At 52.9% G+C, this 26,675-nt stretch carries 18 protein-coding genes and 1 tRNA gene; 12 read left to right on the plus strand and 7 right to left on the minus strand.

The features are described from left to right. Positions 1-65 precede the first annotated feature (65 nt). Complete coding sequence (locus tag ACYVHX_RS13455) at positions 66-365, plus strand: hypothetical protein (protein ID WP_460672169.1); 300 nt, start codon at positions 66-68, stop codon at positions 363-365. Positions 366-464: 99 nt separating this feature from the next. Next, a tRNA-Asn gene (locus ACYVHX_RS13460) sits at positions 465-538 on the plus strand. A 231-nt stretch (positions 539-769) separates the two neighbouring features. Here ACYVHX_RS13460 and ACYVHX_RS13465 read toward each other — a convergent pair. The 4 genes from ACYVHX_RS13465 to ACYVHX_RS13480 form a co-directional block, all read right to left on the minus strand. Then, positions 770-2,608 carry a cytochrome c peroxidase gene (locus ACYVHX_RS13465; RefSeq protein WP_460672170.1) on the minus strand — a complete coding sequence of 613 codons (1,839 nt, stop codon included), beginning with the start codon at positions 2,606-2,608 and terminating at the stop codon, positions 770-772. Between the two features lie 65 nt (positions 2,609-2,673). After that, positions 2,674-4,137 carry an alkaline phosphatase PhoX gene (locus tag ACYVHX_RS13470; protein WP_460672171.1) on the minus strand — a complete coding sequence of 488 codons (1,464 nt, stop codon included), beginning with the start codon at positions 4,135-4,137 and terminating at the stop codon, positions 2,674-2,676. Between the two features lie 149 nt (positions 4,138-4,286). Continuing rightward, positions 4,287-4,487 (minus strand): alkaline phosphatase, encoded by a 201-nt coding sequence (locus ACYVHX_RS13475; protein ID WP_460672172.1) that lies wholly within the window; start codon positions 4,485-4,487, stop codon positions 4,287-4,289. 314 nt (positions 4,488-4,801) lie between these two features. Next, positions 4,802-5,683 carry a DUF808 domain-containing protein gene (locus tag ACYVHX_RS13480; RefSeq protein WP_460672173.1) on the minus strand — a complete coding sequence of 294 codons (882 nt, stop codon included), beginning with the start codon at positions 5,681-5,683 and terminating at the stop codon, positions 4,802-4,804. Between the two features lie 433 nt (positions 5,684-6,116). Here ACYVHX_RS13480 and ACYVHX_RS13485 point away from each other — a divergent pair, with 433 nt between their 5' ends. After that, entirely contained in the window at positions 6,117-6,530 is a 414-nt protein-coding gene (locus tag ACYVHX_RS13485) for an SRPBCC family protein (protein ID WP_460672174.1), read from the plus strand. 98 nt (positions 6,531-6,628) lie between these two features. Beyond that, the gene (locus ACYVHX_RS13490) at positions 6,629-6,898 is read left to right on the plus strand and encodes a barstar family protein (protein WP_460672175.1); all 270 of its coding nucleotides are present in this window, start codon (positions 6,629-6,631) and stop codon (positions 6,896-6,898) included. A 305-nt stretch (positions 6,899-7,203) separates the two neighbouring features. Here the strand turns inward: ACYVHX_RS13490 and ACYVHX_RS13495 are convergent, their stop codons facing one another. Then, positions 7,204-10,044, minus strand: coding sequence for a putative Ig domain-containing protein (locus ACYVHX_RS13495; RefSeq protein WP_460672176.1), 2,841 nt, complete (start codon positions 10,042-10,044; stop codon positions 7,204-7,206). 519 nt (positions 10,045-10,563) lie between these two features. Between ACYVHX_RS13495 and ACYVHX_RS13500 the strand changes: the two genes are divergently transcribed. From ACYVHX_RS13500 to ACYVHX_RS13520, 5 genes are all read left to right on the plus strand, one after another. Beyond that, entirely contained in the window at positions 10,564-14,604 is a 4,041-nt protein-coding gene (locus ACYVHX_RS13500) for a hybrid sensor histidine kinase/response regulator transcription factor (RefSeq protein ID WP_460672177.1), read from the plus strand. Between the two features lie 103 nt (positions 14,605-14,707). After that, the gene (locus ACYVHX_RS13505) at positions 14,708-15,199 is read left to right on the plus strand and encodes a helix-turn-helix transcriptional regulator (RefSeq protein ID WP_460672178.1); all 492 of its coding nucleotides are present in this window, start codon (positions 14,708-14,710) and stop codon (positions 15,197-15,199) included. A gap of 374 nt (positions 15,200-15,573) precedes the next feature. After that, complete coding sequence (locus ACYVHX_RS13510) at positions 15,574-17,205, plus strand: choice-of-anchor A family protein (RefSeq protein ID WP_460672179.1); 1,632 nt, start codon at positions 15,574-15,576, stop codon at positions 17,203-17,205. Between the two features lie 41 nt (positions 17,206-17,246). After that, complete coding sequence (locus ACYVHX_RS13515; protein WP_460672180.1) at positions 17,247-19,163, plus strand: polysaccharide biosynthesis protein; 1,917 nt, start codon at positions 17,247-17,249, stop codon at positions 19,161-19,163. A 66-nt stretch (positions 19,164-19,229) separates the two neighbouring features. Then, a complete protein-coding gene (locus tag ACYVHX_RS13520) occupies positions 19,230-19,859 on the plus strand; it encodes a response regulator (RefSeq protein ID WP_460672181.1) in 630 nt (209 codons plus the stop codon). 217 nt (positions 19,860-20,076) lie between these two features. On the opposite strand, the gene ACYVHX_RS13525 is transcribed toward ACYVHX_RS13520, so the two are convergent. Continuing rightward, positions 20,077-20,280 carry a helix-turn-helix transcriptional regulator gene (locus ACYVHX_RS13525; protein WP_460672182.1) on the minus strand — a complete coding sequence of 68 codons (204 nt, stop codon included), beginning with the start codon at positions 20,278-20,280 and terminating at the stop codon, positions 20,077-20,079. Beyond that, on the minus strand, positions 20,277-20,672 hold the full coding sequence (locus ACYVHX_RS13530) for a hypothetical protein (RefSeq protein ID WP_460672183.1): 396 nt from the start codon (positions 20,670-20,672) through the stop codon (positions 20,277-20,279). The genes ACYVHX_RS13525 and ACYVHX_RS13530 overlap by 4 nt, the downstream gene beginning before the upstream one ends. Before the next feature lie 557 nt (positions 20,673-21,229). On the opposite strand from ACYVHX_RS13530, the gene ACYVHX_RS13535 reads away from it, so the two are divergent. From ACYVHX_RS13535 to ACYVHX_RS13545, 3 genes are all read left to right on the plus strand, one after another. After that, on the plus strand, positions 21,230-22,180 hold the full coding sequence (locus tag ACYVHX_RS13535) for a helix-turn-helix domain-containing protein (protein WP_460672184.1): 951 nt from the start codon (positions 21,230-21,232) through the stop codon (positions 22,178-22,180). 135 nt (positions 22,181-22,315) lie between these two features. Further along, positions 22,316-23,731 carry a DUF4932 domain-containing protein gene (locus ACYVHX_RS13540; RefSeq protein WP_460672185.1) on the plus strand — a complete coding sequence of 472 codons (1,416 nt, stop codon included), beginning with the start codon at positions 22,316-22,318 and terminating at the stop codon, positions 23,729-23,731. Positions 23,732-23,966: 235 nt separating this feature from the next. Next, the gene (locus ACYVHX_RS13545; protein ID WP_460672186.1) at positions 23,967-26,516 is read left to right on the plus strand and encodes a TonB-dependent receptor; all 2,550 of its coding nucleotides are present in this window, start codon (positions 23,967-23,969) and stop codon (positions 26,514-26,516) included. The last annotated feature ends 159 nt before the right edge of the window (positions 26,517-26,675 follow it).

Below are 26,675 nucleotides of genomic sequence, written 5' to 3' on the forward strand. Positions count from 1 at the left end.
GGTGTGCCGGGAGTCGGCATGGCAACGGCAACCGGTTTGAAAGTACTGATTTTTCTAAAACGCACATGGCAGAAGTTTTCAAATCCAGCGGTTTCAAAGACCCCATCAACCGCGACGTTGTTGAATTCAACGATAAGGGGGTAACCTTCCGCGTCAATAAGCTGATCGGCGGCACCGACAACTTTGTTTTCTACGGGGATATTTCCGGGGTGGAGATTGACAATGGTTTATTTTTTTCGACCATCCGCATCATACCGCGGGCGCGGCCCGAAATTGTCATCAAGAATTTCACCCGGGGTGATGCCCGCCAGATCAAGGAGTTAATTCTGGCTCGGGTGCCAACGCTGGGTTCTTCAGCGGTCTAACCGAGCGGTTTCTTACGTATTTTTAATGAAAATGTTTGCAAGAGTTGCGGCCGGCACTTACTTTTGCACCCACAATAACCCGCCACAATGGGTTGTCCTTCCCGAATAGCTCAGTCGGTTAGAGCATCTGACTGTTAATCAGAGGGTCGCTGGTTCGAGCCCAGCTTCGGGAGCCTTAAATAGCAGCCACTTACAATTTCTTGTAAGTGGCTTTTTTGTTTGCATACCGACATCTCCATTTACCCGCCTAAAGTAACGATAGACTTTGGCGCTACTAAGCCATTGAAGTAGTAGCCAGGAAAAACGTGTTTTGATTACTAATAATCCTAAAAAGAACAGAGAACCCAGTCACCTTGTGAAAATGCCTGGTCTTTCCCCGAACCGCCTGCTCCCTGTTCTCTGGTCTACCTGGGAACCGCCTGGATATCAGTGAGTGCTTTCATAAAAGCAACCAAAGCGGCTCTATCCCCTTGGGTCAGTTGAAGTCGGTCCTCGGGAAGGGTTTGGTATTCCTGCTTCATGCCAAGCCCATTTCCCCCACCCTGATCATAAAAAGTAATGACCTCCTCCAGGGTACGGAATGCGCCGTTGTGCATATAGGGCGCGGTTAATTCAACGTTTCGCACGGAAGGCGTTTTGAAGGACCGGCGATGGATGGCGCCCCGGGTATGGCGGTATTTTCCCAAATCAGGATCAAGCTTGCCGCCTTTCCAGGCCACCACCTGGGGAACACCCAGATTTTCACTTTCGCTTTTTTCAAAATGCGGGGGAACCAACCCGTTGGTCAGGGGTAGAAAATGGCAGGTCGCACATTTGGCTTTCCCGGCAAAGAGATTAAAGCCCCGGATCTCCTGCGCATCCAGAGCGGTTTTTTCACCCCTAACATAGCGATCGAACCGGCTATTGAGACTGACCAGTGAACGTTCGTAGCTGGCCAGCGCATTGCGAATGGTGAACGACGTAATGCCATCCGAATAGGCGGCCTTAAACTGTTGAGTATATTCCGGATCAGCCCTCAGACGATAGGCTACATGTTCGAAGGAGCCGTGCATTTCGTCCACGTTGGTGACCACATCGGTAGCCTGATCTTCCAGAAACGTCACCCGCGAATCCGCAAACAAAGCCCGTTGCAGCCCGGCATTCCAAAGCGTCGGCGTGTTGCGCAGCACGGTCTGGCGACCATCCAGGGTGCGGTTTCGGGCGACACCATCGGTAAAAGCCCGCTCCGGCTGGTGACAGCTAATACAGGCGCGTCCCCCATCGCCCGACAGGACTGGATCGGCAAACAGCCTTTTACCCAGAGCGATCCGTTGGGGCGTAGGCCGATGGTCCCGCCCGGGCGCGTAATGATTGACATCGAAGGCATTGGCCGCAAACAGCGTCCGGGCGTTCGGCCGTAGACCGCGCGATTCGTTGAACGGTTGAATACCCAGGGCAGTTTGTGCATCCAGCAGCAGACTGCTCAGGGGGTTCGCAATGTGGGTAATAAACGCGAGCCGATCAAAGGAATTGAAAGCTTCGGGTCCCAGAGAAGCCGTCAAACGCCGATTTCCCTGTTGAAAAAGCGTTTCCAGGGAATCGGCCAGTTGCGGATTGCGGCTTTGCAATTCCGGGCGGTAATAGGCGATATACCGTTTGAGTCCGCGCAGGGCTGCATCGGTTTCTGCCAGCGAATACTGGGCAACGGGCGAATCAAAACCGGTAATTCCCAAGCTAATGATCCGAAAAACTTCCAGACGCAGGGCATCGAAAAGATGAGCGTCAGTCGTTGGATTGTTTTGGGCAACGATGGAAAGGCGTTTGACGTTGGCGGCTAGAATTGCCATTTGCTGAATCAGTTCCTCCTGCTGGTCCGGATCCGGTGCGGGAAAGAGCAGGGGTTCAATCACCTGAAAACCCTCCGGATCGATCGTTTTGGCATCGGATTCCTCGTACTCGGGAATGGCGGCTCCGTTGATGGCTTTGGCGGTAGCCGGAAAATAATACTCCGCCAGCCATTCCACCGGTTTCCAGGCGAGTCGGGCCTGGCGGAAAGCCGCCTGCCGGGCCGGTTTGTCGCCGGATTCGAGGGTCGTTTGGAGAATCCGGACGGTCGAATCCAGCACGGCGAGGTCGCGCTGAAATTGAGCCTGAATCTGTTCCACCGGCGTGGCGGTTACGGGTGGCGTAGTTCGACGAAAAGCCAGATAAGCCCCCAGGATCAGCAATCCGGCAGCACCTACGAGCAGAATGCGCTTTATCATGAAAAAAAGGAAAATTCCTGCCAGGACGTCCTGGCAGGAATGCGTGTAAAATGCAATTGGATGATTTACCGGGGCAACCCTTTCACGATCAGCAGCTGGCTGGCTTGTCTTTCGTTGAGCCGTTTGGAACCGCCATCCACGCCTTTATACTGATCGCCCGTCCAGGTGTGGGGCTGTACGCCAAACAGAAAGGTATTGGGTACGCCAATGATGTCGGAAATGTCAATGATTCCGCTGCTCTCCCAGTCGCCTAGTTTGGAAACTCCGCCCACGTTGTACTTGGCCACATCCGCCTGATTCCGGCGGTGATCCAGTTCGAAGACGACTTTTAAGGCACCCGTGTTCAGGTTATACTGGTAGATGTAGGCATCGTGGGTCTCATTCCCGTAGCCATTGGGGTCTTCCTGAATGTAGGCGAAATTTTCCGTGACCAGAATGTTGTCCGGGTCCTGAAAGGTTTTGGCAACTCCGCTGCGGTTATCGCCGTCCAGCACCACCGACAGCTTGCCTTTGGTCGGATCGGTTTCGTCCAGTTTCAACCGGTAAATGCGGCCGTATTTGGAGCGGGAATAGTCGGCATTGACGCCCGTATTGTTTTGTCCGGTAACGGTGAAATAAACCTCCCGGCCCTGAGCGCCCCCTCCTTTGCGGTAATCGACATCCTCGACCCGACCAAATTTAATGGCCTTTACTTCATCCACTTTCTGATTGAGTTGCAAGCCCGTCAACGTGGCCTGGTTCTCGATTTTGACCAGCTCCACATCGTGCAAATCGCCCTCTTTCATGGCCATTTCCTGTTGATTGAGGTCTTTCCGGCGGAGCATATAAAAGCTGCCATTGTTCAGATCGCCGACCGTATTGCTGATGTATACCAGAATCTGTCCGCCGTAAATAGCACTGTCGTCATCGCCAATGATAATGACGGTTTTACCGGGATACGCCGTTTTGGGCAGCGGCAGGGCGTTTTCGGCACTCTGCCGACCCAGCGCGGGAATTTCCTTGGTCACGCCCGCCGTTGTGGGGTCGCCGTAGGGATTGAGGGCATGAATCCGGGACTCCTCCCCGCTTTCTCCGCAGGTCAGAAAAACCGGGCCAAAACCGTGTTCCTCCGGTGTTGCCATGGTGGCCGAACAAAGGCGCCACTGAGCCCCGTCGGAATTAAGCAGATACTCGCCCTTCACCGGTTTAAAGGTGGCATCCAACGTTACCCGGGAAACGGCGAAATTGTCTTCGTTGTTGACCAGTAAGGTATAGGTATCATCGTTATTCTTGAGCAGACCCGCGCCGTCGGCCGAGCCCCCAAAAATGTAACTGGGCGATTGACCGAGCTTATCGTCCGAACTAAGCAGTGAGTAAACATCCAGATTTTCAAAACCGGAATGTTTTTTAACCAGGGCTGGCGTTGTGGAATGGGATTTGAGTTCAACCCGGCTGGAAGGCAGGTTATGATCCTGCACCGTGCAGCCAACCAGGGGCAAGGTGATCAAAGCCGTGGCTTTAGCCAGGTAGCTAAGCGGAGAAATTTTCATGAACAGGTAGCTATGTGAGGTTTCTACGATTCTACAAAGGAGCCAATAGCCTGTTACTCTACGATTACCGCAGCATAAAGCCTGGAAGAAATCAGCCGGCCGGATTTAACAATCCCGTAATCTTAACCCGAGTCCTCCGAGCCATTGGTTCAGTTTCGGTGTAAAACCCCGGTTTCCGGAACCGGTTGCCGCTGATACTGGCGCAGGATTCCCATAATTTTGTGGTGAATGGCGGTATTTTCGTAAACACCCCGGAAATCCAGCGAATGCGGCCCGTAGGCAAAAACCGGCACCATGACACCCGAATGATCGTTGGTACGGGAATGGCCGTCAACATAGCCCCGTTTCAAATCCCCATCGAGCGTTAGTCAACGGATTGAGAATTCGGGACCTTCTGCCCGGCTGCGGTGGAAAGAAGGGCATTTGTGAGAAGAAAAACGAATCCTGCCTTACCCCAAAAAAAGAAAAAACCGCTGTAACAAAACCATCAAATCGGAAGGCTACCTTGCAATAATTCAACAAGGTAGTCAATTCCCGGAACCTTGAATTTTTAAGAAATTGCAAAGGGAAATACGGTCGAGAGACGGACACCTTTCCTCCGAGCGGCAAAGCAAGACCAGTCCCCGCAATCAGGTAGACGCGTCCAATTTACAACCAGCGATCATTAAAACACCGCCGTGCTGGAGAAACTCCGAATGGTCTTGAACAGGATAACAAGGCCAGCTATTACCAGGCCGACTACCAAACCAACTCCAAACTCAGTGACCAAAGCAGGGATATCCTGAAACACCTTATGCAGATAAGGAATATTATGGACAAAAATGCCGCCAGCAACCAGCAACAGGGCTAAAGTCCCCACCACATTCAAAATCCGGATAATAAGCGGCAGCGCCCCAACCAGCCCCTGACCCAGCCGGGCCAGCAAGCCATTGGGCTTCGAGCGCTTGATCAGCTGATAGCCCGCATCATCCATGCGCACAATCAGCGCGACGAGGCCGTACACGCCAACGGTTGCCACTAAGGCCACGGCCGACACCGTCAGGATCTGAATCATGGTGGTTTGATCGGCCACTGAACCCAGCGCAATGATGACAATTTCCACCGAAAGGATAAAGTCGGTGGTAATGGCGGATTTTACCTTTATTTTTTCGAAATCGGCAACGGGCTCATCCGGCTTGCCGGCTGGAGTAGACGGTTTTTCGTGTTTGGTTGCCTTACTAACGAATTCGATTATTTTTTCCGCCCCTTCGTAGGCCAGGTAGCACCCGCCAAGAAGCAGAATGAACGTGATGGCGGCCGGGAAGAAGGCATTCAGCAGCAGGGCAACCGGAACAATCATCAGTTTGTTGATGAGTGACCCTTTCGTGATGGCCCACAGAATCGGCAATTCCCGTTCAGCCAGAAAACCCGTCGCTTTTTCGGCGTTGACGGCCAGATCGTCGCCTAAAATACCGGCGGTTTTGCGCGTGGCCACTTTTGTTGCCAGAGCAACATCATCCATTAGGGCGGCTATATCATCCAAAATTGCGAAAAAACCCGATGCCATTCTATTATTTTTAGATTTGATGCTCTTAAACCTTACTACGGCGGTAAGATAGAGAGATTGAATCTAAAAGTACGGCATCCACCTCATATCTGATTCTGTAAGCTGAACCTCAAGTCGATTATCGTGCCTGAAGCGGAGTTGGCCAACCGCATTCCACGCTTGCCGTTCCGGCGGCAGGAACAGCTTTTTTTGAAGGCTGCCCCTGCTGGTAATGTATAAGCTCAGGGAAAGAACGTTTTATCCTGATAAAGAATCATCTCTACAACTTCAGTCATCACCCGGTTGTGGGCAATCCAGAATTTTAATTCCTCGCTTTGTGTTGCTTGAAATGACTTCGCTGTGACTAGGGAATTATTCACACCCCAACTAGCGAGTTCAAAAGGTGCTCTGGCCAGAGCATCCAGGCATCTAAACTCTAACTTTACGGCATCGTATGAATGACCCGCTGGTAATTGAGCGTGTTTTTGAGGCTCCGATTGAAAAAATGTGGCGGGCGCTGACCGGAAAAGAGGCTCTGAAAGAATGGTACTTCTCCCAAGTGCAGCAATTTGAACCGGTTGTGGGCTTTGCGTTTCGTTTTACGAATGATGGGTCCTCCTATCAAAAAGAATGGAACGTGACCGAGGTCATCGAGGGACGGAAGTTAGCGCATACCTGGGCGTATAAGGGATATTCTGGTCGTTCAGAAGTGGCTTTTGAGCTTTTTGGCGAAGGAGATCAGACCCGACTTAGGATTACGCATTCGGGTTTGGAAACCTTTCCTCCCGAGGCCCACTTTGCCAGGCAGCGGTTTGAATGGGGCTGGCGCTACATTGGGGACAACCTGACCAATTATTTAGCGAAATAAAGCTCGAACTGGCCCAAGCTGTTTCTCCAGGAGAAACTTTGTATGGCGCATTCAAATTTCCTTTGATACGGGCGCATTTTCCATTTAAACAACAGCTTATGACTCTGGATTTAACGGGTATCACCAGCAAAATGGCCCTCCACCAACTTTTCAAAACGCAGCTTCATTTTCCGGACTGGTACGGGCCCAGCTGGGATGCTTTCTGGGATTGTATTGTGGCGGTGGTGGAAATGCCCCAGCAACTGACCCTCACCCATTGGGAGCAATTTGCGCAGCAGTGCCCGGCCGACATGCAGATTTTACGACAGATTATCCAGGATTATGGCCAGACCATGGCTCCCAAAAGCATTGTTTTAGTGGGTGATTAGGATACTGACTTCTTCCCGTGAAGGTCATCGCTAACTAGGAGATTGCTGCCAGTTTCCGGGTGGATTAGTCGGCATTGTTATTTTGCTGATTCGTTGAATCCCGAAATGGCTATTTATAAGGCCTCTTTCATAAAACCGGATCCCGCTAAGCGTACTAATGTTCTCGTCTGATTTTCCATTTGCCCCGGTTTCCTTAGGAGTGAAATACAGAAAAAATTCTTCATAGACCCATGCGCTTTCACAAAGACAAACCAACCCGGTTTTTAAGCCGGGTTGGTTGAACTGATCTAAAACCTCCCACACCGTCAGGGTTTGACCACCTTGATCACGCGACGCTGCTGCTCACTGCTGATTTGCAGCAACAACAAGCCAGCGGCCTGCGGGCGGATGCCAAAGCTCACGAATTCAACGGTCCCAGCTGACCCAATGGTTTGGAACCCAATCGTATGCCCCTGGAAGTCTGTCAATTGAGCGTGAACAGGCCGACCTGCCGCACCACGAATTTCCACCTTCACCTGATCCGTAACCGGATTTTCCAAGAGGGTCACCTTCAGATCAGAACCGGTTTCTGCCGATGCTCGGACCGGAGAATTACAGGTCAGCGGTTTACCCGAATCCTTTAATAGGTACGTACTACCCTGTACCCGGCCGTACAGTAAACGTGTTTGCCCATCTTTCAATCCTGCCGGGGTGGAAAAACTATAGGCATGAACCCCGTTGCCTTTGCCCGCATTCTTCAGATCTTCCCGGTAGATATTGGCCACCGTACTACCCCAGACCGTTTCAGTGCCCTCAGGAGTTTTCGAGTAGATCTCCACCGTCACCGGCGTGTTGGGTTTGTTTCGATCCCAGACCCAACCCCGAATCGTGCCGCATTCCACTTTGTCCAGATAGCCTTCAAAACTCCCGGTTACGGTCGTGGTGGATGCCGGATTCACCGTTAGCGGAAAGCTGACGGAGTTGGTCAGGGGGCCGGGATCAGTAGCCTGATACGTCAATACGAAGGTGCCCGCTTCCGATGGGGTTCCGGAAATCACCCGGGTGGTTTGGTTAATCAGCAATCCGCCCGGCAAACCGCTCAGTTTATACGTTAAGGGCTGGCCTTCCGGATCCGTAAAAGCGCTTAACGTACCCGAGAAAGGAACACCTACCTGGGCTGCCAGCGGAGCAATCAGGATGGTGGGCGAGGGGGGTATGGGGGGGTTGTTGCCCCCCGGGACCGGTGCGCCCTCGCAAATGAGTGCTTTGGGCGAATCTTTCAGAATAAAGCTGCTCCCCGTGACGCGGGCCGAGAGGCTGTGGGCCAAACCGTCTTTCAGATTGGCGGGGATCGACCAGGAGAAAGCGTGTTTACCGTTGCCTTTTCCGGCAGTTTGCAGATCCTGCCGGAAGACATCGGCCAGTACCGTAGCAATCACATTGGGTCCGTCAAGAATATCAATAGAGACGGCGGAATTGGGTTTGCTGCGTTCCCAGGCCCAGCCCCGGAAGCTGCCGCAATCGGCCCCGTTGATGAAGCCATCAAAGGAACCGGTGACCGGCGGGGGCGCAACCGTCAGCGTAGTCGATTGGGAGGCTGAGCAACCTCCAATGGTGCAGGTAGCCGAATAAGCAAGCGTTCCGGTGATGGATGTGGGCACCGAAATGGTAGAAGACGTGCCGGTGATCCCGTTGGGTCCATTCCAGTGCAGCGTTCCCCCCGAGCAACCCGAAATGGAAAGCGAAACACCCGGGGTATTTTGCAGAATCAGTTGGTTTGTCAGGTTAGAAACAAAGGTAAGGGTGGGCGGGATACAGCCTTCCAGGGTTACCAGCCAATAATCATTGCCGCCATGGGGCTGACTTTCTTTGTCTTCATCTTTTACATCCTGTGAAAACCCGACTACCACATAGTCTCCGCTAATTAATTGGGTGAAGTCGAATACTTGTTCCAGCCCCGTTGTCCCCAGGGTTTTATCCCAAATGACTTTCCCTTCACGGTCTATAGAAACGATCCAGTAATCGGAGCCTCCTTTCGAATCGGCGGATTTGGTTCCGCCCGTATTGGAGGACGAGTTCCCGGCCACTACAACGCCCCCATCAGCCGTTGCCACCGCCTTAATGCCTTCATCGGAATCACTCCCCCCCACCGTTTTGTCCCAGATTGGGTCACCGTCCGAATCAACCCTGACGATCCAATAGTCATAGCCCCCCAAATTTCCCCCGGTTTTTGTGCCGCTTATATCCGAGTCGGAAAAACCGCTTAAGAAATATCCTCCATCCACCGTCGGGACGATTGATCGCAGGTAATCCCCTGCGGTCCCGCCCAGTGTTTTATCCCAGAGGATACCGCCCGACGCATTGATTTTAACCAGCCAGTAATCAGCTCCACCCAGGTTCGCAGCCTCCTTTCCGGTTCCGGCTGGCGACGACGATTGGCTAGCCAGCAGATAATGGCCGTCGGAAGTAGGCAGGATGCCATGCAATTCTTCGCGTTGATCACCCCCGTAGGTTTTGTCCCATTCCTTAAGACCGTTGGTATCAATTCGGATGACCCAGGTATCAAAAGTGCCCAGTTGTTCAGCTTCCTTGGTTCCGGAGGCTGGAGACGTGGAATAGCCCCCCACCAAATAACCCGTTCCGTCGGAAAGTGCCGTGATGGTTGTCAGGTAATCATTTGAGGTTCCCCCGTAGGATTGATCCCATTGATAGTCGCCATTGGCCTTTATTTTAACGATCCAATAATCAAAACCGCCATAATGCTCGCCGGTTTTTAGCCCTTCGGCACTGGGCGAATTCGAAGCCCCTCCCAGCAAAAAACCGCCATCGGCGGTGGCCGTGATTGCTGTCAACTCCTCATTACTGACTCCACCAAAGTTCTTGTCCCACTGTTTGTTGTGGTTGGCATCGTAGCGGACCACCCAGAAATCAACTCGTCCGTTCGTTCCCGCAGTTTTGTCACCCCCATTGGCCGGAGAATTGGAATCGCCCCCAACCAGGTAGCCTCCATCCGGCAGTTTCAGAATCACCCGGCCCTCATCATCCGCTGTTCCCCCGAGGGATTTATCCCCGCGCTTACTGGGAACCTGAGCCAGTAGCGTTGTGCCGGCCAGAAGAAGCCAGAAAATAAGGCTAAAAGCCCACGAAACAGGTACGTTTTTTTTCATGAATCATCCGGTTAAAAAGGTAGACAAAAGCTAAAATTGGTTTTAGGAAACAGACGGGTCGACGGCGAAGGAATGCCTGGTCAAAAATTCTTCCTTGTGGGCCATCAGGGGATTGCGCACCAAGTTTCAACGAACGAGGTAGCGCCCGTTGCCCTTTATTCCGATGGCAAAACCGTTTAAAATGGGCCCCAGAAACCGGCCCGAATACTCGACAGGATTACTTGGCACGCCAGGTCGCTCGACAGGTCAAAAGTAAGGGGAAGCGTCGATGAGGGGTATTTCAGATGTTACCTGGCACTATAACGAATGTTACATCGACAAAAAAATCTCTTCTAAAAACAAACATATTTACCTATTAGTAACTAATTTCAGGAATTGAGTGATTAAGGAAACGTGTTGAATCGGTAGCCCTGGTTACTGATTGTCTATCTTCTCCATCCGGTCGACCCGGTAGCTGACCGTCGGCGATACCCGTACCGTCCGCTTTTAAACGTCAGACAGTGTCTTTTTTCAGGAATTATGATGGGTTCGACACAAGGGCCAGGCCGGTTTACGTATGCGGTTTTCTGGATAATTCTGGTCGTTTCAGGCGCCTTGAATTCGCTCTCGGCGCAACCGGCTGCTTTCCTCCAGCCGGAAGCCATGACCAGCCAGAACGGACTTCCGCAAGGGTTTGTCCCCAGTATTTTACAGGACCGGCAGGGTTTTATCTGGATGGCGACTCGTGGAGGGTTATGCCGGTATGACGGGCGGCAGACCAAAGTATTTCAGGTCAATCTAAACGGCCGCCCGGGTTTGTCTTCCAATACCCTGTCCCGACTCCGGCTGGACCCGAAGGGAAACATCTGGATTTTATCCGAGAATTCAACCCTCGACTGCTTTGACCCGGTGACCGAGCGGTTTGTCCGTTTTGACACCCACCCCGCCATTACTAAACACCGGCAAAATTTCTCGCTGACCGATTTTCAATTCGATCATTCAGGGCAATTATGGCTCGTTTTTCACAACCACGGTTTGTTAGGCCTTAACTTAACCACCAACCGGACCGAATGGGTGCCGTTTCAGGCAAGGTTTTTAAAAACGAGCCGCTATCCGCTGGGCGTCGTCCTTCAACTCGACGACCGGGGCCAACTTTGCTTGCTTGCTCAAGATAGTCTGGTGGCTTACGATGTTTCCCGGAAGGCCCTGGTGCCCTACCAAAAAGTGGTAAAGGAGTCGGCTACCACTTCCTTTTATCCCCAGTTCGGACAGGTGAACCACCGATTGAATCAACTCCGGATACTGGGAACAGGGCCCGATCCTGTCCGGACGTTTCCAATGGCCCGGTTAATTCCGGAAAACCGGGTTGTTCCGGTTGTATTCGATAGTCAGGGAAATCTCTACACCCAAAACAATGGTGTGCTGGTGCGTGGCTCCGGTTCCGGAGTCGAGGTGATTTACGATTATTCCCGGGAGCGATGGCATCCGATGTGGTTGTACATCGACCGTTCCGATGTGCTGTGGGTGGGAACTGACGGTTTTGGAATCCGTAAATTCAATTTGCGAAAACCGCCCTTTCAGGCAATTCCGTATCAACAAGGTTTTCTGACGGACTGGCTTACCCGCTGGGGAAAGATTCCGCCCGACCGTCAACCCATTCGGCCCCCATCGGCATCTCAGTATTATTTCCGGAATACCCTGGACCGGACCGGCCGGATGCTTTGGTATACGCACGGTTTTCCGGCCGCTATCCACCGTTTAAACACAGTCAAAAATGAAGTGACGACTTTTCCGCTGCCTGGGGTGGTGAAAAGACGGTCGAACATTTACCCGGTTACCCGCGATACGGATGGAACGTTGTGGGTGGTGGTGGAACACCAGTTAATCCGGTTCAATGAAGCATCCGAAACCTGGCAAATAAGTGATTATTCCCTTGACCTGGACCTGATGGGTTCGGTTCTTCAAATGGTCGCCGACCAGCAATCCTTCTGGTTTTGCACCGCCGATAATGGCTTGTTTCGCCTGGACCGGAAAACCCGGCAGCTCAGCAATTACCGGCACCAGGCTGACGACCCGACCTCTCTGGGCAGCAACATCCTGTATTGTCTTTTTTCGGATCCGGCCGATCAGCATCGGCTGTGGATCGGCACCTACGGGGCCGGGCTTTGTGCCTTTGACAAACGGACCGGACGAAGCCAGCGGATAACCACCGGCAACGGGCTACCCAATAATGTGGTGTACTCCGCCATTCCTGACCAACATGGCAATCTCTGGATCGGAACAGACAAAGGCCTGTGCCAAATGAACCGGCGGACTTTTCAGATCCGGACTTACACCACCGACGATGGCATATTAGCCGAGGAGTTCAACCGGTTTCATTATATTCAGTTTGCGGATGGCGCTATCGTCATGGCGGGCGTCGAAGGTTTTACGGCTTTTCAACCGAGCCACCTGCAGGAGGATCAATTCCACCCGCAGGTTGAACTGACGGGCTTGCAGATCAAAAACCGCCCCGTGATGCCGGGACCCAACTCCCCTCTCGGCGCTTTACCGATCCAGGCCGTGCAGGAAATCACCCTACCGTACGACCAGAACTTCATAACGGCTCAATTCGTAGGCCTTCAGTTTAACCAGAACAACCTCAACCGGTACCGGTATAGGTTACGGGGCATTGACGAAACCTGGATCGAAACCAGCCGGCCGGAAGCGGTCTACACCGATCTAAGACCCGGCACGTATACGCTGATCGTGAATGCCTCAAACACTTCCGGCAACTGGAGCCGACACACACGCAGGCTGTCCATCCAAATCCTGCCGCCGTTCTGGGCTACCTGGTGGGCGTATTTCCTGTATGCTCTGGCCTTTATTGGAGCCGCAGTCGGCGTTTTCCGGCTCTATGCTAACCGGTTGAAATTACGCCAGTCCATGGAGTTGAAGCAAAAAGAAGCGGAGCAACTGCGGATTCTGGACGAAATGAAAAACCGGTTTTTTTCCAACATTACCCACGAATTCCGCACGCCCTTAACCTTAATCCTAACCCCCACTCAGCAACTCAAACCCCGGCTTGAACAGCCCGATGACCAGCGTCGGCTGGCGGCCATCGACCGCAACGCCCAGCAGCTTTTGGACCTGGTCAACCAGTTGATGGACATTTCCAAACTCGAAGCCGGGGCCTTACCCATCGAGGAGGTACGGGGTGATATTGCCGGGTTCATCCAGTCGATTGGTCAGAGTTTTCAGCCCGCGGTTCAGCAAAAAGGCGTTGAGCTGCGGCTGGAAGGGCTGGAACGAGCGGCCGAGTACAACTTCGATGCCGAAAAGCTGGAACGGATTTTGACCAACCTGCTCTCCAACGCCCTCAAGTTTACCCCGGAAGGCGGCCAAATAATGGTTCAATTTCAGATCGTTGACGGTTTAGCGGCTCCGGGTCCCCATTCGCCCGAAACCGACTTGCCAACCACCTTGGCGCCCTGGATGCTCCTGATTGTCTCCGATACCGGCATCGGTATTTCGGCCGAGCACCTGCCCCGCATCTTCGATCGCTTTTATCAGGCGGATTCTTCGGGAGCCTCGGCCAATAAGCAGGTGCCGGGGACCGGTATCGGGCTGGCCCTGGTCAAGGAACTGGTTGACCTTTTGCAGGGTCAGATCGAGGTGAAAAGCGAAGCCGATCCTTCGACCGGTCGACGAGGAACCTCTTTCCGCCTGTCCATTCCCCTGCGTCCGGTTATTGCGGGTTCCACCAGCCGTTCGGCGCCTGTCAGCCCGCTCCCGACCCGGTACGAAGCGGAGGAAACGTCCGACGGTGCCCCGCGGGTGTTACTCGTGGAAGATAATGCGGAACTGGCCCAGTTCGTCGCCGAAAGCCTGCCGCTAAACTACCAAATCATTCAGGCCGAAAACGGTCGGCGCGGTTTTGAACAGGCGGTTGAGCAACTTCCGGATTTGATCATCAGCGATGTGTTAATGCCGGAAATGGACGGTTTTGCCCTTTGTGATCAACTTAAAAAGGACCTGCGGACCAGCCATATTCCGGTGATGTTGCTCACGGCCAAATCGTCACTCAACGACCGGCTGGATGGGCTGACGCTGGGAGCGGACGATTACATGACCAAACCCTTCAACATCCGGGAATTGCAGGTCCGGGTTCAAAATTTACTTGAGGGGCGCCGTCGACTCCGCGAATGGGTTCGCACGATGTTCCAATCGCCGGACGTTCCGCTTCGGGAAGCTCCACCGGCTCCGCTCGATTTGTTTTTAGAAAAACTGTACGCGCTCATTGATCAAAACCTGGATGATTCCACGTTTGGCGTGGAAGAACTGGCCGGTCAGCTCGACATCAGCCGCATTCAGCTCTACCGGAAAATTAAATCCCTGGCGGGCTTAACGGCTACCGAACTTCTGCGCAATTACCGGTTAAAAAAAGCTGCCGAATTGTTGCGGGCGGGTCATCCCGTCGGTGAAGCCGGTAACCTCGTCGGCTTCGATACGCCCGCTTATTTTACCAAATGTTTTCGGGAACACTTCAACATGACCCCAACCGAGTTTGTAATTCAACACTTGAATAACCGCGGGACTTAGGCCCGAAGGCATTATTTAACATAATTGATAGTGTCATGTATCATTTGAAATAGAGCAAGACCGAGTCATCCGGTTTCTTTGGAACCGGATACCCTTAACTTGTATGGCTCTATTTGAACGGTTACTTTCGTATTGGCAACGGCTCCGGACCTTCTTGCGGCATTGCCGACGGCCGGTATCGACTCCAGCTTATCAGCCCCCCAAAACAGTACGGATTCGTCACCCCCGGAAACACTCCAGCCGAAAGTCCGACGACGAAACCCGGACAGTCCCTATTGACCCGTTCCTGCTTTCCCTGCACGGCCTTATTGACAGCAACATCACCCAATCCGGTTTTGGAGTGGGCGAACTGGCCGAGCAGGTGGGACTGAGCCGGATTCATTTGTACCGAAAAGTGAAAGGTTTGACGGGGATGACCGCGACGGAATTTCTGCGCAATTACCGGTTAAGACGGGCGATTGAATACCTGCGGGCGGGCCATACCGTTGCAGAAACCAGCCAACTGGTTGGCTTTGAGTCACCGGCGTACTTTACCAAATGCTTTCGGGAACACTATCACATGCCGCCCACGGTTTTTCTGGCTACCCAGTTATAGGTTTCGCCGATCCGGCTTTTCGCAAATACGTTCGAAATACAGTCCCTCCAAGTCAGTCTGCCATCCGCATTCACCGCTCAACGTATAGACGCTGCGGTTAAAGGCCCGCGCGTTGAATGAATTCCAATTCCGCAAATTGACACTTTCACCAGGCAGGGTACATGCAGCCCGAAAATCGGTTGAATTGGCAAGCTAAAAAATCCTCTTTACTCTAAAAATACATCAAAAATGCCGGAATTTTTGGGGGATGTAACATACGTCATAGTGGTGGTAACATTTGAAATAGTCGCCCTGGCCCTCTCCTTCTACTTTTGGGTCGATCCTTTTCTGCAAGATCCCTAATCACTTCCGGTAACCATTTTTCTCTTATCACGATGAAACACATTTTCTCCTTCGCACTGGTAAGCCTCTTTCTGGCTTTTACGTCGCCCCAGGGTCGTAAAGCAACCCGGTTTTCCGCAAAACCAATGGGCATTCCCGAATTTTTGGCGCAACTGAATTGTTCGGGGGCCGGTTGTATCAGTACAACAGCGGTTTTCCCCGAACCGGATGCCGTATCGGGGGCTTATCCCAGTCCGCTTACGCCCGATGAGCAGGCTGGAATTTATGCGCCCGGAAATCCGCCGATCCGGGGCTACGACGAGAGTTACGCCGTCGTGGTGGGCGGTAACTTCACGGTACCTTCCGGCGGGGGGCGTGAAGTGGAGGGCCGGTTGGCCGTGGGCGGTAATCTGGTCATCAACCAGAGTGGCTACGGAATTTCCCAATCGGGCGGGGGCACATTTGTCCTTGGCGAGGGGGGCAGCGGTTTTCCAGTGGCCGTCGGCGGGACCATTTCGGGATCGGGTTCGCTGGGCGTCGGATTTAATAGAGGAGGCACGTACACGATCCGTTCAGGAGGGGCCAATACGCTGCCTTCTTCGGGGGCGGGCAGCGCTGGACAAACCAGCAGCCAGGGTCCTGCTGGGATCGACATTGCCGGTATTATTTCCGGTATGCAGCAGATCAGTAGCAATTTGTGCACCAGTACCCCGACCGGCTCCCGCTCGGGGAGCGTGTTGACGGGTACCAATGCCGCCAACGAAGTATTTACGATTGCCAACAGCAGCGTTACTTCAGATCTCACCTTCAGCAATATTGCCCCAGGCGCTACCGTGGTGGTTAATGTCACCGGCGGGGGCGGCTTAAGTGTTAACTGGCGGGCTCTCATTGGGCGGGCTGGTCAGCCCGGCGCCAGCGAACCGGATGCCCAGGTGTATAATGTAATCTTTAATTTCTGTGAAGCCACCAGCGTCAGTTTCAATTCGGCCTTTATTGGCACCGCACTGGTTCCCAACGGCAGCGTCACCCTGAATGGCGCTTACGACGGTCGGTTGTACGTCAGCGGGGATCTGACGCACGCCGGAACTTCTGCTGAAATTCATAACTATCCCTTTACCGGTTCTTTCACGCCCACCCAACTACCGGTTACGCTGGCCTATTTTCAGGCAAGAGGTTCCCTGGACCAGGTTGAACTGGGCTGGCAAACCCGGTCGGAAATCAATTTCAGCCGGTTTGTCATCGAATACGGCCCAAATGCCAAAAGTTGGGAAAGCATCGGATCCGTCAACGCCGTCGGCAGTCCGTTTGAGGGAAAACGCTATCATTTTACGCACGCACCGCTGCAACCGGGTACCCACTATTACCGACTCAAACTGATTGATGTCGACGGTTCGTACGAATACTCCAAAATTCAGGGCGTGGTTCTTGACGGCACCCCCCGCCTGGTGGTAATGCCCAATCCGGCCGACAACCAGTTTAGCCTGACGGGCCTGGAGAATCCCGACGGGCAGCCCATCCGGGTTCGGGTGGTGGCCCCCGATGGGCGGCTGCTCAAACAATATAAGCGCCCGGCCTCCGAGCGGTTGGAGTTTACGATGGACCCCAGCTGGCCCAAAGGTCTACTGCTGATTCAGGTTGAAGTCGGATCCGGCAAGGCCCAAACGATCAAACTCCTCAAGCAATAAGCACAAATCCTTTCATTTGTTTCATCCCGATCTGATCACTAATGAGAGCGATTTATAGAATAAGCCTGACTAACCGCTTCGCTTCCCGCTATTTTATCCTGCTGACGGATGCGATTCTGGCCGTAGCGTCTTTCGCGGTGGCTTTCGGATTGCGGTTTAACTTCGATTTTGCGACCATCGATGGTCCTCAGTTTCTGACCGGTCTACTGCTGACGATCAGCATTCGGCTGGGGTGCTTTCTGTTTATCGGTACCCATCAGGGCATTATTCGCCATACCAGTCTGGAAGATGTGGTGCCGTTGGTTTATGCCGTTACGCTGAGTGCTTTGTCGATAGCCCTGGTTTCCTGGCTGCTGGCCCAGGGCGACACGACGTTCAACGTTCCTTTTTCCATTATCCTGATCGATTATTTCTGCTGTCTGGTGCTTTTATCCCTGAGCCGCTTTGGCATCAAAACCGTCTACTGGCACCTGTCTTCGACGGGCTACGACAGCCGCGAGCGGGTACTGATTTACGGCGCGGGCGAAACCGGTCTGGTAACCCGAAAAGCGCTGGTTCAAAATTCGACACACCGCTATCAGGTGCTGGCCTTCGTTGATGACGATCCGGCCAAGATCGACAAGGTAATCGAAGGAATCCGGGTCATTTCCCGCGAGCAGGCCTACCACCGTTTTATCCGGAATCAGACTTACAAACCGCAGGTTATTCTGGCAACGGAAGGCCTCAACCCGGCTAAACGGGCAGTACTCGTCGATTTCTTTCTACAGCACCAGGTGCCCATCAAAACCATTCCGAGCGTGGGCCAGTGGATGGATGGTCAGCTTACGGCCTTGCAACTTCAGGATGTGAGCATTGAGGAATTGCTCGAACGGGAGCCGATTCACCTGGCCAACGAAGCCCTGGGCGACCATCTGAACGGACAGGTGATCATGGTCACCGGCGCAGCGGGCTCCATTGGCAGTGAGCTCGTCGCGCAGGTATTGCACTACCACCCGCAGACGGTGGTGCTGGTCGACCAGGCCGAATCGGCCCTGTTTGAGCTGGAGCATCAGCTCCGCCGGCAGCACAAAACCGCCCTGAGCCACATTCAACTCGTGGTCAAAATTGCCGATGTGTCCGACGAAATCCGAATGGGTCACATCTTTCGGGCGACCCGGCCCACGCTGATTTTCCATGCGGCTGCCTACAAACACGTTCCGCTGATGGAAGCCCACCCGTACGAAGCCGTACGGGTGAACGTGCTGGGCACGAAGGTAGTAGCCGATCTGGCGGTGGAATACGGCGTGGAAACGTTCGTGCTGATTTCGACGGATAAAGCCGTCAATCCGACCAACGTGATGGGAGCCACCAAGCGGCTGGCGGAAATGTACGTTCAGGGACTTACGCCCACGGACCCTCTGCTGCGCCAGACCCGGTTTGTGGTGACCCGGTTTGGGAATGTGCTGGGGTCGAATGGCTCGGTAGTAACGGTTTTTCGCCAGCAAATCCGGAGCGGTGGTCCGGTTACGGTCACGCATCCGGACGTCATCCGGTATTTTATGACCATTCCCGAGGCCTGTCAACTGGTGCTGGAGGCAGGGGTGATGGGCCAGGGCGGTGAAGTGTTTGTCTTTGACATGGGGCGTCCGCTGCGGATTGTCGATCTGGCCCGGAAGATGATCCATCTTTCCCGGTCCGCAGCCGGGCCGGACATCCGGATTCTGTTTACGGGTTTGCGGCCGGGGGAAAAGTTGTACGAGGAATTGCTGCACAAGGCCGAACGAACCCTGCCGACGCACCACCCCAAAATTCTGAAAGCCCGGGTATTGGCCCCTCCGGGGGATGAGATCCAGCGGGCCGTCGAACACCTGCGGCAGTTGCTGCCGGAAGACAATGACCGGGCGCTGGTAGCCACCATCAAACGGCTGATTCCCGAATTCATCAGCAACAATCCGGTTTATACGACTCTGGATTTTTAATCGCAGGGACCTTCACCGGGTGCCCGGTGAAGGTCCCTTTCCTGGTTTCACTCAATTCCTACTCCCATGTATTCAATTTTAGTGGTGGACGATCACGCCATTGTTCGCTCCGGCATCCGGTTTCTGCTGCGGGATTATTTTGGCAACGTGAAGATTGATGAAGCGTCCAACGGCAGCGTAGCCTTCCGCAAAATCCTGGATGCCTCGTACGATCTGGTGATGATGGATATCAACCTACCCAACACCGATACGTTCAGTCTGCTGGATACGATTCGGAAAATGAGCCCCGGCCTGCCCATCCTGATTTTTACGAGCCAGACCGAATACGCCTTTGCCAAACGCTATGTACAGTGCGGCATCAAAGGATACCTGAGCAAGCAGGCCGAGGATAGAGAAATTCTGAATTCCGTGCTGGCCATGCTGAGTGGTAAAACGTATTTCAGTGAGGACGTGCGCGACAAGATGATCAACGACGACCATTTGTCCGAAGAAGTAGACCCCTTTTCCCTGCTGTCGAACCGGGAATTTGAAATTGTCAACCAGTTAATCAGGGGCAAGTCGGTCAGTTGTATCGCGGATTCGTTAAACATTCACACCTCCACGGTGGGTACGCACAAAGCCCGGATCTTTGATAAATTAAACGTGGACAACCTGATCGTTTTACGCGATTTGGCGGGCCTCTACCGCTTTATCTGATGGAGCATACGGGAACGTTGGTCACCCAAAAATCCGGCGGTTTCCGAACAAAACAGGAATGGAGGAACCGTCAGCTCTTTCAGGGTAGACTCCACCCCTTGTTTTTAGTCCGCATTTCGTTGCGCCCATCCGAAACGTGTCTGGTGGAGTGGTGACTCACTTCAATTGTATAGATTTCGGGGTGTCAATAGGTAAATTCGTTCCGACGCTACGTCAATCACTCCTCCGTATCTTCCAGTTGAAACAAAGCTTCGACCGTCGTATTGAAAGCTTTAGCCATTCGTAAAGCCAGTACCGTGGATGGGATGAATTTTCCGGTTTCAATCGAATTTAAACCCTGTCTGGATACCCCAATGTGTTTTGCCAGATCGGCCTGGGTCCAGTTCTTCTTTGCCCGCTCCACCTTTATAGTGTTCTTCATACTCCGTATTTTTTTCTCGAAATGAACCAGCCAATAAAGTAAAACACCCAGCAATACCCCACCAGATGTCCATAGCCAAACCAGGTGGTGGTCGAAACATTCCCCAGGCCGAGCAAAAACAACAGCATGACCAACATGACTGTCAGTGAAAAACCGATGACAACGGCTTCCAGGTGGACCCGCTGTTTTACTTCATCCATGACCGAAAGGGCTTTGATGTATTTGAAAATAAAAACGGAAAACGTGATAATTGGCACGATTGCAATCAATGCCGCTACCGGCAGGCTAAATACCTGGTTTTTTAACAGCCAGGTTGCCGGTAAATAGGTAGCACCGTGTAGGAGGGCGAAGAGAACAGAATGTTGGTTCACGGCTTTTTTAGACTGGTCCATCTGGATGATTGTTTAGTTTCTCACAAAGATAGGAAAACCTTTCTTTTTATCAAGTATAGTAGACAAAAAGTCTACAAAAATAGTCATTTAAGAATTCTGGATTTGGTAAATGGGAAACCGGTGAGAGAAGCAGGCATACCAGGATTTCAGGCATACGCTGAGATTCAGGAGGGTCTTCTCTATACCATCTCAAAAATAAGACGAATAAAGATTCTTGAATAGACTGGCAACGACGGGCGTTTTACCCGATTATTTTTAGGGCTGACCCTACTCATTCATCGAGCCCGTTTCAAAATTCCGTTACATTTATAGATGGCTTTTCAAGTAGCTTAGGTGTCCGGGAGATTTGTAAAGCAAAGAATTTATCCAGTAATAAAGAGTTGGCGCGTCGATTTTGAATGGAACATTGGAAAGCAATTGCCTTTTTGTTGGCATTTAGCCAGGGAGCGCTGCTCAGTATCGCTTTAATTCTGAAGGGCGCACGACCGGTGCGACCAACGCTTTTCTTGGGAATTATTCTGTTTTGTCTTTCTCTGGAGGTATTGAATGCCTGGGGAATGCAAGTGAATCATCATCGAGCCGCCACGGCGTTTCCCTTCTGGAATTTTCAATCGTATAGCCTACTGCCGCTCGCCGTTTGGTTTTTCGCCCGGCTGACAACTTCGCCGGCTTTCGTGTTTCAGCGAACCTACTGGTGGGCTTTCCTGCCGGCTTTGGTGGAAATAGGAATCCGCTGGGCAGTGACTCTTTACCAGCGGGAAACCGGCATTGCTTTGCCTTCCCTTTTGAAAAATCCGGTCTGGTTTAGCCTTACCGAAATAGCCCCCATCCTGGGAATGGTCCTATCGGTTGGGATGTATGGTACGCAGCTGGTCGCGTATCACCGCTGTTTAACCGCCGGGCGAACGCCCTTGTCCATCGGGTCCTGGCTCCGGCTATACGGTTTTTTTGCTTTTTTGGTGACCTTAACGGGAATCTGGGCCGTGGGCGTGCTGTTAAACTGGCCGGTTTTTGAAGCGCTGGAAATGCTGTTAACCGTGGTTTTGCTTGCGTATGGGTATATCGCCTACTGGGACTCCTCCTATTTCTCGCTACCCGGTCTGCCCAAAGCCAAAGCGACCGATAAACCGGAATACGACCACTATGACCAGGCCAGGGAATGGCAGCGTCTGCAAGATTTGTTTCAGCGCGAAGCGGTTCACGTTCAGCCCAAACTGACGCTGGACGATGTCGCCCGACACCTGGATTTACCGGCCCGTTACGTATCCTACCTCATTAATTCGCACGATTCCGTCAACTTCAATCAATTCGTGAATCAGCATCGCGTGGCCGAAGTGATTCGAAAGCTAAACGACCCCAGGCAGCAGCACAAAACCTTGCTGGCGTTGGCGCTGGAGGCCGGTTTTAACTCCAAATCGGCGTTCAACCAAGTCTTTAAACAGCATACCGGTCAATCCCCCTCCCAGTATATGACGGCGCAGAAAGGAAAGCCCGTCAGCCTTTCCTAAGTCAACACATAAACTTGACAGCCCTTTCCAAACGGCCGGAATCACGATAGTGGACGTCCCGAAATCGGTTTTGAGCGCAAAAGAAAAGCCAATACCGCTGATTTGCGTCCTCATCAGCGCTATCAAGTTGTTCTCATGCTAAAACCATTCGGCCTACTCCTGATTCTTGTTGGGCTGCCTTTCTTCGCTGATCAAGCGAAGGTGCACAGCCAGCCCGCCAGTAAGCACTCCATTCGGGTGCAGATTAACCCCAATGTCGAACTGCTGGGTTTTGTTTATTTCGTAGGCTACGAAGGAGCCCATCTCGAAACCCATGATTCGTACCTGAAAACCCGCCCCATCAAACGAAGTGAATGGTATAACTACGGTTTTAGCTTATACAAACAGTACAGGCAGTATCAACACAGCAAGCACCTGGCGGTCATCATACGGTATGCCGAGCGCATCTGGTTAGACTACCTGATCAATTTGCTGCTTCAGTTGGATGACTTCCCCCGGGCCCGGTTAAGTGACCAGATTGATGAAACCTATTACCTCCGCTTTTCGCCCACCCGTAATCCCCAGGAAGCCCGGCAAAATGCCACGCAGTTCATCGAAGCGATGAATCAACTTTATCGGGAAGTTGATTTTGCTCACTATCTCCGGACCAGCGCGAATCGCTATGAAAACGCGTTGACCCAGGTCAGACGGGGTTTGCCGCAGCGAAAATTGATTCCGGCCCTGGAGGCTTTTTATGGCCGGCGTTTCGATCAGTACGCCTTAGTTCCCAGTCTGACCATCCCGACCGGCATGGGTTTTGGCCTTCAGTACACGTTAGCCCAAAAAACCAGGACCTTTCATGTATTCGGTCCTTTCAACCCGCAGCAATTCGATCCGGGGCATACCCTGAATATGGGTTTCGATGATCCAAAGCATCTGCTGGAATTAAGCACGCATGAATTTGGCCATCCTTTCGTCAATCCCGTGATTGATAGCCTTCCCGAAGAATTGATTAATCGCACGGCCAGTCTGTTTGAGCCCATTAAGCAGCCGATGGCGAACCAGGGTTACACCCGCTGGAAAAGCTGCCTGTACGAGCATTTTGTACGGGCCGGTGAAATCATCATTGCTCAAAACCTGGGGCATCGCAAGCGGGCGGCCCAGTTAAAGTCCCACTACATCACCAACCGTCACTTCATTTATCTGCCAACGATTCTCCAGCAACTGGAAATCTATAATAAAAACCGGGCGTATCCGTATAAACAGGCGGTTGAAAAGGCCATGCAGCAACTACAGTCGGTTGTCGTTTCGCCGAATAACTCATTCATGAATCGGGAAGTTAACTTTACGTGCAACCAATGCGGTCGGAAAGGATCTCTGGAAGTCTACGGAAGCGGTATGGTTTCGACGCGTAAAATCAACGTTCGTCGGGGCGATTACTACCGGTTTCCCATCTCCATGCAACTCGGTGCGGGTGACTACCGACTCATTTACCGCTCCTGGCCGTCAAAATCGATTCAGGCAACCTTTCATGTCAAGGGCGATCAGCCAGTCCTTGTCCCCATTCAATAGCCGTTTGATGACCGTCAGCGATGAGCAAATTCAGCGAAGAATAGGTTTTAAGGAATAGTAGGTTTCCCCCTCGAAAACCCCCTTTTTCTTCCGGTTTTCCAGCCGACCGGCGCATTGCCTAACGAATCAGCGCAGAATCGCTTATTTATCAGCAAAAAGTGCTACCTAGCGTTATATTCTATTAACCATAACGCTTGCCTTTTTACTAAGCTGTCCGCTCGCCTGCCCTATCCGTATGATCAACGCTTTACTTCTTTGTTTAAGCTTAGCCCCGGTTCCGTCACCCTCCGATACCCTCCCGGCCCGCGATACCCTGCGCTCCCGGGAACTGGCGGAGGTGGTCATTTCGGCATCGCGGGTGACGGAATCCGTGCTGCGGTCGCCCGTCAGCATTGAAGTGCTCGATGCCCGGCGCATCCGCCTGTCGGGGCAACCCTCCTATTTTGACGCCATTGAAAACATCAAAGGCATTCAGCTGCTGACCTCCAGTCTGGGTTTTAAGGTTTACAACACCCGGGGATTTGCCGCCACCACCAACGTTCGTTTTGTGCAACTGGTGGACGGGCGCGATAACCAGGCCCCCCACATCGGCGCTCCGATTGCCAGTGCGCTGGCCCCCTCGGATTTGGATATTCAACAGGTCGAAGTGGTGCCGGGGGTAGCCTCTGCCCTGTATGGAATGAATGCGTTGAATGGCCTGGTAACTATTTTAACGCGCAATCCTTTCGATTCACCCGGACTTAGTGTGGGGCAAAAAACCGGTGTGAATCAGGTGGGGAGCGCTTCCCAGGCTGCGAAACTTTATTCAGAGACCAGTTTGCGGTATGCCCGCCAGCTGGGAAACCGATTTGCCTTCAAGGTCAATCTGGTGTATCAGCGGGGGTATGACTGGATCGCCGACAATCGCCGGGACCTCAATCCCAACGGCAACGCGTCCCTTAACCTGTTTGGGTTTGATAACCCGGCTTACGATCCGGTCAATGGCTACGGCAATGAAGCGGCCAACCGCCGGACGCTCACCCTGGGAGGAAGGCGCTACAGCGTTGGCCGAACGGGTTACTACGAACGGGAGGCCACCGATTACCGGCTCCAGAATATTCGGGGCGATGTGTCGCTGCACTACCGGTTTTCACCCACCGTCGAACTGGCCTACACCGTTCAGGGCGCCACGCTGGACAACGTATATCAGCGGACCAATCGCTTCCGGCTCGATAAGTACCGGCTCGACCAGCACAGTGTAACCTTAACCACTCCATCGATCCAGATCCGAGCCTACCGAACGCACGAAAACACGGGGGATGCCTACAACATCCGTTCCATGGCGGAAAACATTGATAAATCGTTCAAAACCGATACGCAGTGGTTTGCCGACTTTACCAACCAATTTAATGCGGATTCCCGGGCGGGTCTGGCCGTGCCGGAGGCCCTGCGCAATGCCCGTACGGTGGCTGACCGGGGTCGTCCGGTTCCCGGCACACCCGCCTACAACGATTTGATTGAAAACCTTCGCGACATCAACAACTGGGACCTTGGGGCTGCGTTGCGGGTCCAGTCCTGGCTGTACCACGTCGAAGGGCAGGTTGAGCCCACGCGGGTGCTGTGGCAGCGGTTTCGCCAGCAAACGGGCATCAGCATTCAGGCCGGTTTCGACTTCCGGCGCTACGTCGTGTTCCCGGACGGGAATTATTTCATCAATCCCACCGAGGCTGGCAAAAACCTGGTATACGGAAAAACCGGCGGTTTTGTTCAGCTCAGCCGGACCTTTTTTGACACTAAACTGAAGGTCGCCGGATCGCTCAGGCTGGACAAAAACACCTATTTCGATGCCCGGTTTAATCCCCGGCTGTCGGCCGTGTATTCGCCGGTCCCGACGCACAACCTCCGGTTATCGTACCAGAATGGCTACCGGTTCCCGTCTTTATTCGAAGGCTTCACCAACATCAATTCGGGCGGGGTCAAACGGGTGGGCGGGCTGCCGCTGATGTCCCAGGGGATTTACGAAAATACGTACCTGGTCACCTCGATCAACGCTTTTCAGACGGCCATCACGACCGATGTGAATACCAATGGCCTGACGACCAGCCAGGCCATCGACAAAAACAAAGGCCTGTTACGAAAGAGCCCCTATACCTATCTAAAGCCCGAACAGGTGAATAGCGTGGAAGTGGGTTATAAGGGCTTGTTTTTCAAAAACCGGCTGTACGTCGATGCCGACCTCTACTATTCCGCCTACCGAAACTTCATCGCCCAGGTGAACGCCAACGCGGCCCGGAGTCGCAATGCAGATTCACTGGCGTATTCCTTTTCGTCTTCCACCACCCAGGATCGGTACCGCCTGTGGACCAATTCGCAAACCAGGGTCTATAATTACGGTTTCAGTCTGGGTCTGCGCTACAGCCTGACCCCAAACTGGTCGGTGGCCGGTAATGCCTCCTTTGCCAAACTTGACCGCGCCGATCAGGGCGATGGGCTCGAAAGCGCCTTCAATACACCCCGCTGGATTACCAACCTGAGTATTGCGAACGGGAATCTCTGGCGGGGACTCGGTTTTTCGGTGAACTACAAACACCAGGACGCCTTTCTGTGGCAATCGGAGCTGGCCACCGGTACGGTATCGGCCATCAACACCCTGGATGCGCAGGTGAGTTATCAGGTCCGGAACTGGAATTTAGGCATCAAGGTGGGCGGGACTAACCTGACGAATCGTTATTACTACACCTTCATCGGTGGGCCGGCCGTGGGTGGATTCTATTACACCAACCTGATTTGGGAACCCAAACTCTAACCTATTCAAGGATATTCATCCGGTTGTTCATGAATCGAAAGCCGAAGAGCGTGTAGATGACCAGGGCCGAAGTTTCATACAAAGCCTCAGAACGTTGCTTATCCAATCCGCTTCGTGACGGATTACGCCCAGGCCATCGGTATGGTCGAAATAAGGCAA

Source organism: Larkinella ripae, assembly GCF_054780775.1.

Coding starts and splice junctions, on each gene's coding strand:
- ACYVHX_RS13520 (WP_460672181.1), top strand. CDS start 19,230: ATGTATTCAATTTTAGTGGTGGACGATCACGCCATTGTTCGCTCCGGC.
- ACYVHX_RS13505 (WP_460672178.1), top strand. CDS start 14,708: ATGGCTCTATTTGAACGGTTACTTTCGTATTGGCAACGGCTCCGGACC.
- ACYVHX_RS13540 (WP_460672185.1), top strand. CDS start 22,316: ATGCTAAAACCATTCGGCCTACTCCTGATTCTTGTTGGGCTGCCTTTC.
- ACYVHX_RS13455 (WP_460672169.1), top strand. CDS start 66: ATGGCAGAAGTTTTCAAATCCAGCGGTTTCAAAGACCCCATCAACCGC.
- ACYVHX_RS13480 (WP_460672173.1), bottom strand. CDS start 5,683: ATGGCATCGGGTTTTTTCGCAATTTTGGATGATATAGCCGCCCTAATG.
- ACYVHX_RS13465 (WP_460672170.1), bottom strand. CDS start 2,608: ATGATAAAGCGCATTCTGCTCGTAGGTGCTGCCGGATTGCTGATCCTG.
- ACYVHX_RS13510 (WP_460672179.1), top strand. CDS start 15,574: ATGAAACACATTTTCTCCTTCGCACTGGTAAGCCTCTTTCTGGCTTTT.
- ACYVHX_RS13535 (WP_460672184.1), top strand. CDS start 21,230: ATGCAAGTGAATCATCATCGAGCCGCCACGGCGTTTCCCTTCTGGAAT.
- ACYVHX_RS13545 (WP_460672186.1), top strand. CDS start 23,967: ATGATCAACGCTTTACTTCTTTGTTTAAGCTTAGCCCCGGTTCCGTCA.
- ACYVHX_RS13490 (WP_460672175.1), top strand. CDS start 6,629: ATGACTCTGGATTTAACGGGTATCACCAGCAAAATGGCCCTCCACCAA.
- ACYVHX_RS13485 (WP_460672174.1), top strand. CDS start 6,117: ATGAATGACCCGCTGGTAATTGAGCGTGTTTTTGAGGCTCCGATTGAA.
- ACYVHX_RS13530 (WP_460672183.1), bottom strand. CDS start 20,672: ATGGACCAGTCTAAAAAAGCCGTGAACCAACATTCTGTTCTCTTCGCC.
- ACYVHX_RS13495 (WP_460672176.1), bottom strand. CDS start 10,044: ATGAAAAAAAACGTACCTGTTTCGTGGGCTTTTAGCCTTATTTTCTGG.
- ACYVHX_RS13525 (WP_460672182.1), bottom strand. CDS start 20,280: ATGAAGAACACTATAAAGGTGGAGCGGGCAAAGAAGAACTGGACCCAG.
- ACYVHX_RS13515 (WP_460672180.1), top strand. CDS start 17,247: ATGAGAGCGATTTATAGAATAAGCCTGACTAACCGCTTCGCTTCCCGC.
- ACYVHX_RS13500 (WP_460672177.1), top strand. CDS start 10,564: ATGATGGGTTCGACACAAGGGCCAGGCCGGTTTACGTATGCGGTTTTC.
- ACYVHX_RS13470 (WP_460672171.1), bottom strand. CDS start 4,137: ATGAAAATTTCTCCGCTTAGCTACCTGGCTAAAGCCACGGCTTTGATC.